This window comes from Marinobacter zhejiangensis (genome assembly GCF_900114775.1).
Taxonomy (GTDB): domain Bacteria; phylum Pseudomonadota; class Gammaproteobacteria; order Pseudomonadales; family Oleiphilaceae; genus Marinobacter; species Marinobacter zhejiangensis.
In genome coordinates, this window is record NZ_FOUE01000010.1 from 1 (window position 1) to 9,245 (window position 9,245).

A 9,245-nucleotide genomic window follows, 5' to 3' on the forward strand; every position below is an offset into this window, starting at 1 on the left:
CCGTCAGCTGCGGAACAAACCAGGATTGCGCCATCCATCTGAGCCGCACCAGTGATCATGTTCTTCACATAATCGGCGTGGCCCGGGCAGTCAACGTGGGCGTAGTGACGAATCGGAGAATCGTACTCTACGTGAGAGGTCGCAATGGTGATACCACGCGCACGCTCTTCAGGAGCGTTATCGATCTGGTCGAAGGCGCTCGCAGAACCAGTACCCCATACTTCGTGACATACACGAGTCAGAGCAGCCGTCAGAGTGGTCTTACCATGGTCAACGTGACCGATGGTTCCAACGTTGACGTGCGGCTTATTACGTTCAAATTTTTCTTTGGACATTCGACCAATCTCCCTAATCAACCATGACCGAAACGTTGACCGGACAAATAATGGAGCTCATGACCGGAATTGAACCGGTGACCTCATCCTTACCAAGGATGTGCTCTACCGACTGAGCTACATGAGCATTAACACTACAAACTGGAGCGGGCAGCGGGAATCGAACCCGCGTCATCAGCTTGGAAGGCTGAGGTAATAGCCACTATACGATGCCCGCAAGCAATAAGTGGTGGAGGGGGCAGGATTCGAACCTGCGAAGGCGAAGCCGTCAGATTTACAGTCTGATCCCTTTGGCCACTCGGGAACCCCTCCCGAACAACCCCGCTTACGCGAAGCTGCTTAAAACTTAAATGGAGCTGGCGGACGGAATCGAACCCCCGACCTGCTGATTACAAGTCAGCTGCTCTACCAACTGAGCTACGCCAGCTCACGATCGCCTCGTCAGCGAGGGCGGTATACTACGGATTTTTTTCTGGGGTTGCAATACTTTCGCAACCATTAATTTCAACCGAATCAAATCGGCGATTCAAATCCGCCAGCTCCGCCACCATCTCCTGAGAACCAGGAAGATAGGCTGCCTCAAAAACGAGCGCGTATCGTATCTGATTTCGGGGGAACAACGCTAGTACTGCGTTAATATTCTGTGAATTTCTTTGCCGCATAACCTGCTCCGCGGCCTCGCGGGACTCAAAAAGCCCCAGTGATATGGCATTTTCCTGCACGCCTTCGGTCACCAGATAGGCATCCACTCCCCGCTGCCGGACCTCACGAAAAAGCTCCAAAGCCTCCTCCCGGGTCGAACGCGGAGGTATTATAACCCAATGAAATGGTGGAAGTTCCTGCAAATTCTCTACTATTTCAACACCCAAATCGACGACGCTCTGAGGCAGGCCCGAAATCGCACTTTCCGCATCTTGGCGGGTATCGAATCCGCTAACCCTGAAACAGTAGCGCTCTTCGATTGAAGGCACCGGGCTTGCCTCGAAACTGCTGACGGCCAGCACCTCCTCGTCGCCCTGACGCCCATCTTCCACCTCCATTTCACGATCCAGCGCCTGACCTGCTCGGTCATTTGCCGGCAATAGCGCCAGCTCGGCAACACGAGGTAGACGTCCCGCCCCGCCCCCATCCGACACCAAACGATCGGCGGGCTTGGTCGCGAAATACCCCAACAGAGCAAGATTTAAAACCACTAACAGGTACGCTACACGTTTCATGATGCACTTACTTCACAGGCAATGGCATCCAGCCCCTCAAGCACTAAGTCGGGACAGTGAACAGCGTTAAGGCCATGAGCCAACAGTGACTCTCCGTCGCCCCCCGTTACAAACACAGATCCCAGCTTACGATCTTTGGCCTCTCGGTTCAGGCGCTCAGCTATAGCCCGCCAGAACCATTCCACTCCATGAAATACACACTCGGTCGTGTCCTGACCTGGCGACAGGCTTCGCCCTCCCGCCACACTATAGTCAACACGAGCCGTATCCTTGGCCAACCCTCGCAGCATCATGTTTTTCCCTGCCAGAATATAGCCACCGGCATGCACTCCCCCTGTCGTCACAAAATCAACCGTTATGGCACTGCCGGCATCAACGACCAAAAACCCCGTATCACTTCGGCGCCAGGCGCCATACATTGCGTGCCAGCGATCTGCCCCCATCCGGGCCGGATCTGCATACGCATTCGTTAAGCCTGCCCGATCAGGCTCACTCCAGAAAAACTCGACTGGAACCTGGACCACTCCCGATAGCCGCTCGACCAACTCCAGGCGGCGCTGCTCCGAGGCTACCGTTGATACCGCAACGTTCACGATTTTTGCTGCAAAGGGCGCAGCACCCGAAAACAAGGCCGGTTCAGCAATCCCGTCAATACCAGCGGCGACGACCCGACCACCAGCCCGAACCTGCCACTTTACCCGGGTATTCCCCATGTCAACCAACAGGATCATGACGCAACCCGAAGACTGATTTCGCCTGCCCGAACAGGCATGAGCTCCCCACTACTGACCTCCAGCAAGTAGCTCCCATCTGCCGCAATCCCTCTCCCCGTACCTTCCAGGCCACCCTGGGTCGCGATCAACGATTTCCCGGCAAACATATCCCGCGCCATCCAGCGCTCTCTGAAAGCTGCAAACCCCCGCTGCTGAAAGTCCGCATGAGCTGAAAGAACAGAGGCTATAAGTTGTGCAGCAATGTCATTACGACTCCAGCGCCGCTCCGGCATCAACTGAGACAGACTAACCCAGGGTTGATCAACGCCGTCTACCGAGCGCATATGGACATTCATCCCCATGCCGGCCACCACTTGAACTTCGCCTTCCTGGAACTCGCCCTGCAATTCAATCAGAATGCCGGCCAGCTTTCGCCCCTGCCAATAGACATCGTTGGGCCACTTCAGCTGAATGTCGTCAACGCCTTCCGCGACCAGCATGTCGGCTAGCGCCACACCAAATACAAGGCTCAACCCATCCAGTGCAGCAAAGCCACCCTGTATTCCGAGACCAAAGCTGATGTAGAGATTCTCACCACGAGGGCTTTGCCAAACACGCCCCCGCCGTCCTCGGCCCGCACTTTGACTGTCTGCAATACACACCAGAGAGGGCCCGCCCAGCTTGCTCCGCCGGCGCATGACCTCCGCATTGGTGGAGTCAACCTGGTCCAGCACCAGTAATTCAAGCTGCGAGCGCAGCGTTTCCGTAAGCCCCGATTCAATCTGGCCTCGCTCCAAGAGATCTACGCGCTCCACCAAACGGTACCCTTTTCCCTTCAGAGTTTCGATCTGAACCCCCTGATCCATGGCGCGCCGTACCTGTTTCCAGACGGCGGTGCGACTGATTCCCAGCTGCTGCGCCAAGGACTCACCAGAGTGGACCGCGCCATCCGCAAGCAAGCTGACCAGCACTTTGGTTTTCATCATGGTAACTGCCTGATGTGTCGATAGAATCAAAGCCGGATTAAACAACAGCACAGAACAAAAAACAAAACGTAGAATACGCAAAAGGCCCCTTTCGGGGCCTGGAGATCATATTTTGCACACACAGCCCTGCTAAGGCATCGGCGTGGCCGTGAGGTTAGCGTTGATATCGAAGTTCTGCATTTTGACTCCGTATATGGCGGTTTGCGAGCCACCCACGGGATGAACCAAGTCGATGTTATTGATCGATAACTCGCGGAATTGAGCCCTTGCCTGAACCGCAAACCCAAGCGGGCGATTCTGAATGTCGGCTACGGTTGGGGAACTCACGTATCGATACCCCTCAGCTGCCGTCGGATCCATGATGCGCTCGTCGCCACGAGCGCCCACAACACCCAGTGAATCCGCGCCATCGTCCCTCTTGACGACACGAGTCTGGAAAACATCAACGGAAATGTTGCTCTGGATACCAAACGTGTTGTCTTCTACACCATCGCCATCGAAGTCGCCACCGTCACTGGTATAGATATCGTTCAGCACCAGCTTCATACCAGTATCATTGAGCGGGTTGCCGGCGCCATCGAGCGTTCGATTCGCTTCCCAGGTGATTGCATTACGCTTGGTATCGCTCACCGCTCGAGCCAGGATTTGCGTCATCGCGATTGTTACCCCTTCATCACCGCGATCTTCCCAAAGGCCGCCAGACGCGGTACAAGCCGCCGAATCTCCGCCAGTCCCGCCCGCGCACACAGCACCCGCACCACCTGGCGTAATGGTCATGGTACTGCCGGTCTCGTAACTCTGGATAACAAAGCGCCCAAAGCTTTCCCCATCGGCCTTATCACCGACGCGCAGATTGCCTATGTCCATGGTGCTCCAGGCCTCGCCTTTTATGATCGCAAAGCCGTCCGGAGTGATATCAATGGTCATGTTCCGCAGATGGGCGTCGTAATTCAGGTCTGATACCCACAAGCCGGTCTGGACGATCTCCCCAGCGCCTTCATCGTAGGGGTTCGCGATGAGCGCCGCATTGCCGTTGGTGATCACGACATCAGAGTTTACTGTAATGCCGTCTCCAGTAGCACCGCCGGCCCCCAAGGTAATGTGGCCATCCAACTCAAACTCATAAGCCGGATAGAAGCCCAACGCCAGCAACAACTCGGTCCCACCCTGTAATGGTGCATCCTCATCGCCAACCCGCAGGCCATTAATCCGGTACCCCCCCTTGATGCCTTCAAAGCCAATCCGCAAGCCATCGAAAAACTCGGTGCCGCTGATCAACTCTTCGCGGGTGACGTTGACGGTCAGGTCGCCCTGACCCCACGACTGTAGCCCACTAAAAATGACCCGATTTCCGTCTTCGGTATAACTGAAATCCGAAGGCACCAGGCTCCACTGGGCAGCCAAACGCAAGCCCTGTTCGCCTGCATCGGCATGGCCGCCACCCTGCAGGTAGATTGCATTGGTATAGCCCACACCGTTGACCACCTGGTCCTCAAACAGGAAATTCATGTTCACGGAACCCAAGCTCTTCCCGGCAGCCCCCAGTTCGATCCGCTCGACGTTAAAGCCTCCTTCCAACGCCCCAAGGGTCAGACCCAAGGCTTCCCGTCCTTGCCAGTCAGTGGTCACATCAATGCGGAGGTCATCGAAGCGATAATTGCCGGTAATTCCCTTAAGGGCGAACGCATTACCGTCATCAACGTACATGAAATTGGCACTGTTAATGGTGGTCTGGGAATCGATATGAATACCTTCACCACTGCGACCGCCACCACCAATGGAAGTCTCACCACTCAGGTCGAAATCGCCACTTAAACTGCCGTAGCTCGGCAAATCGGTACCAGTGGTTACATCAACGCTGTTGCCGTGGTTCAGGGGGTTACTGCTATAGCGGATCGCCCCCACATTGTATGAACCGGTGATCGAAGGCGCAGTGAACAAGAGCCCACCAGGAATCGCATCCATGGTGACCCCTAAAGCCTCGACACTCAGGGTTACATCATCAAGAAACACTTCATTGCCGTTGGTACGGTAACCCAGGCGGCCGCCGGTCATCGTGTAGGCTGTGTCAAACGTGTAGCCGGCGCCACTGAGACTGCCACCACTCGATAGCCGGAAAAAGCCTTCAAGAGTATGGTCGAAGAACATCCCGCCCATACTTACTCCTGGCGCACCGGCCAAGCGCACATCCCCAAACTCAATCCTTCGATCCTCAACCAGGTAGTCCAGGTTAAGGCTGGCGTCAGCGCCGATATCGATGGCAACCCGATGAAACGCACCACTGCCAGGGTTTGACGCCGACGCGATGCGGAAATCCTCAAGGTGGATGCCGTTGCCATCATCGAAGTACGAGAGCTGGTCAATGGTGGCATTCAGGCCGATTTCCAGGGTAATACCGGTTTGCCCACTAATGCCGGACATTACCGAATCTTCCAGGCTCTGAAGTTCAGCTAGCGCCTGGGGAACGACACAGATACCGCCCCATAGTGGAAGCACGAAGGTTCTCAGATAGCGTCCGTTCACGATAACCCCCATTATGGATTCCCCGTCGGGAAGACCAGCAAGTTTCCTTCCAGGGTTACATCACCCTGCATTTCAATCGACAGGAGGTCCGTTTGCTGGAAGCCGGGATCCGTCGGCCGAGCAGTGCTGCTCGCGGCAAGCTTGAACTGCACATCCTGATAGCGGACAACGTTGGGCAGCCCCAGCTCCACTACATCGCGATTGAACAGGGCACCATCTCCACCAAACCCCGAATCAATATGCCTTACCCTGAGCGTCAGCCCCTCGAACGCGAAGCTGCCGCGTATATCATCCAGGACAAACCATCCGCCGTCCTGCTTCAGGCGGTACGCCAGCCGAGCTCCACATTTTTTTCCAGGCTCATCGCAGGCCCCAAAATAGCTGTTCTGAATCGGCCCACCCATCTCGTTAATGGTCACATCACCTGAGAGATAGATGCCCCCCTGCCCCGAAACGCCTGACAAAACCTCGTCGTCCAGATGGGCCAGCTCGGCTTGAGCTAAAGTAGAAAGCAGCACAGCGGCCACACCGAACGGGTACTTTAAATACGAACGCATCATAGGGGTCATGGGGCAAGATCCTGGGTTTGTATGTGCAGATACTGAACCAGCATTCCCTCAACCCTGGCAGACCCGAAATCCCGGTCTCCAACGCTGAAATTACCAATGCTCAAATTGCTGCGGAACTCAGGGTTATTGTAATAGCTGTTGTAAAAATCCCAGGTCGCCGCATCGCTTGAAGCGCGAAGACCGTCTGACCCAATACTCCCGGCCGCCGGCTTGGCAATCGCCTGCACCTCAATTACAAAGTTACCGGCACCATCTACATCAATGAACATCGGCTGATAGACGTTGCCCAACGCCAGCTCAAGGGCAAAATCAGACATACGAATCCGCGAGCCACAGGTAGAGCCATCCTGGCTACAGGAATTAATTGATAACTCGGGAGAATAGAAGTTCAGTTTGAACTGGCCAGCCAGTTGATTTCGCTCATCATCGCCCCACAATCGAAGGTAGCTTCCGTCAATAACCGCGCTCTGGGCATGGATATTCAGGTTAGAGGATTGGTTGGAGCCCACCGTGATATTCATTTGCAGACCAATATCCGGCCGCTCGCCAGCAAAATCCGCCGTCATTGGTCGGCTTGAACAGGTGCCACTGCCCGCCACTGCACCAGTATTCATGCAGTCGTAGCCTTCGGTTGCCGCGACCTTGGTCGGTGCGGCAAGGCTCAACACGGCCTTATCAGTGATACCAAGATCATTGCCATCGACCACATCGATGGAAAACGGGTTTACCAGGCGACCCAAGTTGACCGGATTCAGGGTTTCTCCGTAATTGCTTCCCGCCCCGGCAATGTAAAGCTGATTAACAACAATCTCGACGTCCTGGCCATCGGTGCTCTTAATACCTCCGATCTTGAACACCTGACCATTATCGATATCGGTACCATGGGCGAACTTAAAGTCCTCAAGAACGAGGCCAATTCCGGCGCCTGAAACCGTCGACAGTTCATTCTCTGTCAAGCTCTCAAGCTCCGCGTTCGCCAATCCCGGCAGCAACGTCACACAGAGTACTGGAAGTACCCTTGCAAGCCTGGATGTCATAAAATTTGTTGTTATTCGGGCCATACCTTGGTCCTGTCAGAAAAGACCCCGTCCGCGGTCTATATATTCAGAGCGATACCGATCGATACCATTTAACGCTTCGTTCAAGTTAACTTCTGCGACGCCGTTGGGAATATTAAAGAAACCGCCTGCAGTAGCCTGCACAAAGTCTTCCGGCGTCAGGTTCGCTTTGCTTACGTCCTTCAGCCAGTTTACCGTCTGCGTCTGAAAGGCCATGAAGGCGCCACTTTCGGCCCCGGTGATACGGCGCTCACCACCCACCTCGCCTATTTGGCCTATCGGGAAGCTACTGTAGATATCCAGATCGAAGCATGAGTCGATACCAAGTACCCGGCAGTCCTCCGCATAGACGTAGATATTTCCGCCAGGGCAGTTAAAGAAACTGCAATCCGGGACGTCAATACGGGAACTTGAGCCCCAACCAATCAGATTCTTGACCGACCAGCGCGTAAAAGCGTCGGCGTCCTCCAGCGTAAACATTTCGCCATCAGGAATACCGATGTATTCCCCCCTAATCGGGTCGAGGGAGCCAATATTCGGGTCGCCTTCTTCGCCATAGACCAACTGAGCCTTGGTACGAAGGGGGCTGTCGCCTTCAAGTAGTGGCGTCAGCAACACAATCACCTGATCGAAGAAGTTGCCGTCTGAGCTTGCTGCCTGAAGCCCTTCGCCGTGATCGACGATGTCAACGTTGACGTTTCCGGTCAACGTTCTGATCTTGCCTGACAAAACCCCCATTGATTCACCAAAACCGAGACGAATGCCAACCACCTCCTGGGTGATGTCGTCATAGGCAAACTCAAGAAACGGGTTTTCTATTGAAAACGGGACGATCTCCCCTTCGGCATAGGCACTACCGTCAGGTTTAACCTGGCGGGCAGCACTTGGGTGAGCATTAAAGTAGGCCTGGTTATTGATATAACCGAGAGCGAAATCCTCGATTAGTACATCCGACGTCCCTGGATCTTCTCCGGCCCTGTCATAGCGTCCCAGCTCCAACACATCCACATTGGTTTGAATATCTATATTCATCCCAAGGTTGACCCGGGTATAAGAAGTGTTCTCCGCCAAATCGGGGTGATTGTAACGATCGACAGAAACAAAGGCTTGTCCGGTAACTTCTGACAATGCCTCATCCGTGATTGGCTTAAGGTCAGCCAATGCGCCAAAGGAAGCTCCTGCGGCCAGCGCAGCCATCAACCATGATTTAACATCCATCTTTACCATCTCACTCTCGCCACCTGCGGCGTAGCAATTGTTGTCGTTATAGCGAGTCGAGGAGCGTCTCTGTACTGGCGGTTATATTTTTTTGTGGCCAGTTAATGACCAATTCTAAACAGCATTCAGTTCGGTGGATGTGCGGCGAGTCATAGATTGGCGATTTAATGACAGTCTTTTACAAAGGAAGAAGAGATAAGGAAGGCGTTTGACAATTTATTGTCATTTCAGGCGAAAGCAGGTTTTTTTCAGGCAATAAAAAAACCCCAGTACATTGCTGTACTGGGGTTTTGGTATTAAGAGCCTGACGATGACCTACTCTCACATGGGCAACGCCACACTACCATCGGCGCAGGACTGTTTCACTTCTGAGTTCGGGATGGGATCAGGTGGTTCCAGACCGCTATGGTCGTCAGGCAAAACTGATGATCACTGGGTAAGGATGAGAAAGAGCTTAGCGATTTCGCGTTATCCGCAATTGTCTTGGGTGTTATATAGTCAAGCCGCACGAGCAATTAGTACTGGTTAGCTCAACGCCTCACAGCGCTTACACACCCAGCCTATCAACGTCCTGGTCTTGAACGGCTCTTAAGAAGGCTCGAGGCCTTAGGGAGATCTCATCTTGG

The 9,245-nt window shown here is 54.2% G+C and carries 8 protein-coding genes, 4 tRNA genes and 2 rRNA genes; all 14 read right to left on the minus strand.

All coding sequences use genetic code 11. The annotated features are described in order from the left end of the window. Positions 1-335, minus strand: a 335-nt coding sequence (locus BMZ67_RS18345; protein WP_245750035.1) for a GTP-binding protein, incomplete at its 3' end; no start/stop codon positions are given. Positions 336-386: 51 nt separating this feature from the next. Then, positions 387-462: transfer RNA gene (locus tag BMZ67_RS18350), tRNA-Thr, on the minus strand. A 15-nt stretch (positions 463-477) separates the two neighbouring features. After that, a tRNA-Gly gene (locus BMZ67_RS18355) sits at positions 478-552 on the minus strand. Positions 553-562: 10 nt separating this feature from the next. Next, positions 563-647, minus strand: a tRNA-Tyr gene (locus BMZ67_RS18360). Positions 648-686: 39 nt separating this feature from the next. Next, positions 687-762 (minus strand) — tRNA-Thr (locus tag BMZ67_RS18365). A 31-nt stretch (positions 763-793) separates the two neighbouring features. Next, a complete protein-coding gene (locus BMZ67_RS18370; RefSeq protein WP_245750036.1) occupies positions 794-1,552 on the minus strand; it encodes an SPOR domain-containing protein in 759 nt (252 codons plus the stop codon). Further along, positions 1,549-2,283 (minus strand): type III pantothenate kinase, encoded by a 735-nt coding sequence (locus tag BMZ67_RS18375; protein WP_092026927.1) that lies wholly within the window; start codon positions 2,281-2,283, stop codon positions 1,549-1,551. Before BMZ67_RS18375 ends, BMZ67_RS18370 begins: the two co-directional genes overlap by 4 nt. Further along, positions 2,280-3,251, minus strand: coding sequence for a biotin--[acetyl-CoA-carboxylase] ligase (locus BMZ67_RS18380; RefSeq protein WP_342713599.1), 972 nt, complete (start codon positions 3,249-3,251; stop codon positions 2,280-2,282). The genes BMZ67_RS18375 and BMZ67_RS18380 overlap by 4 nt, the downstream gene beginning before the upstream one ends. A gap of 129 nt (positions 3,252-3,380) precedes the next feature. After that, positions 3,381-5,786 carry a DUF6160 family protein gene (locus tag BMZ67_RS18385; protein ID WP_092026929.1) on the minus strand — a complete coding sequence of 802 codons (2,406 nt, stop codon included), beginning with the start codon at positions 5,784-5,786 and terminating at the stop codon, positions 3,381-3,383. Then, entirely contained in the window at positions 5,786-6,334 is a 549-nt protein-coding gene (locus tag BMZ67_RS18390) for a DUF6160 family protein (RefSeq protein WP_425434260.1), read from the minus strand. Before BMZ67_RS18390 ends, BMZ67_RS18385 begins: the two co-directional genes overlap by 1 nt. A 5-nt stretch (positions 6,335-6,339) precedes the next feature. Then, on the minus strand, positions 6,340-7,299 hold the full coding sequence (locus BMZ67_RS18395) for a hypothetical protein (RefSeq protein WP_245750038.1): 960 nt from the start codon (positions 7,297-7,299) through the stop codon (positions 6,340-6,342). Positions 7,300-7,416: 117 nt separating this feature from the next. Next, the gene (locus BMZ67_RS18400; protein ID WP_092026952.1) at positions 7,417-8,619 is read right to left on the minus strand and encodes a DUF6160 family protein; all 1,203 of its coding nucleotides are present in this window, start codon (positions 8,617-8,619) and stop codon (positions 7,417-7,419) included. Between the two features lie 302 nt (positions 8,620-8,921). Then, a 5S ribosomal RNA gene (gene rrf / locus BMZ67_RS18405) occupies positions 8,922-9,036 on the minus strand. Positions 9,037-9,113: 77 nt separating this feature from the next. Continuing rightward, positions 9,114-9,245 (minus strand): 23S ribosomal RNA (locus BMZ67_RS18410); the annotation flags it as partial.

Bases quoted from the DNA above. Each gene is read 5' to 3' on its own strand.
- BMZ67_RS18380 (WP_342713599.1), bottom strand. From the start codon at position 3,251: ATGATGAAAACCAAAGTGCTGGTCAGCTTGCTTGCGGATGGCGCGGTC.
- BMZ67_RS18400 (WP_092026952.1), bottom strand. From the start codon at position 8,619: ATGGATGTTAAATCATGGTTGATGGCTGCGCTGGCCGCAGGAGCTTCC.
- BMZ67_RS18375 (WP_092026927.1), bottom strand. From the start codon at position 2,283: ATGATCCTGTTGGTTGACATGGGGAATACCCGGGTAAAGTGGCAGGTT.
- BMZ67_RS18385 (WP_092026929.1), bottom strand. From the start codon at position 5,786: ATGGGGGTTATCGTGAACGGACGCTATCTGAGAACCTTCGTGCTTCCA.
- BMZ67_RS18390 (WP_425434260.1), bottom strand. From the start codon at position 6,334: ATGATGCGTTCGTATTTAAAGTACCCGTTCGGTGTGGCCGCTGTGCTG.
- BMZ67_RS18370 (WP_245750036.1), bottom strand. From the start codon at position 1,552: ATGAAACGTGTAGCGTACCTGTTAGTGGTTTTAAATCTTGCTCTGTTG.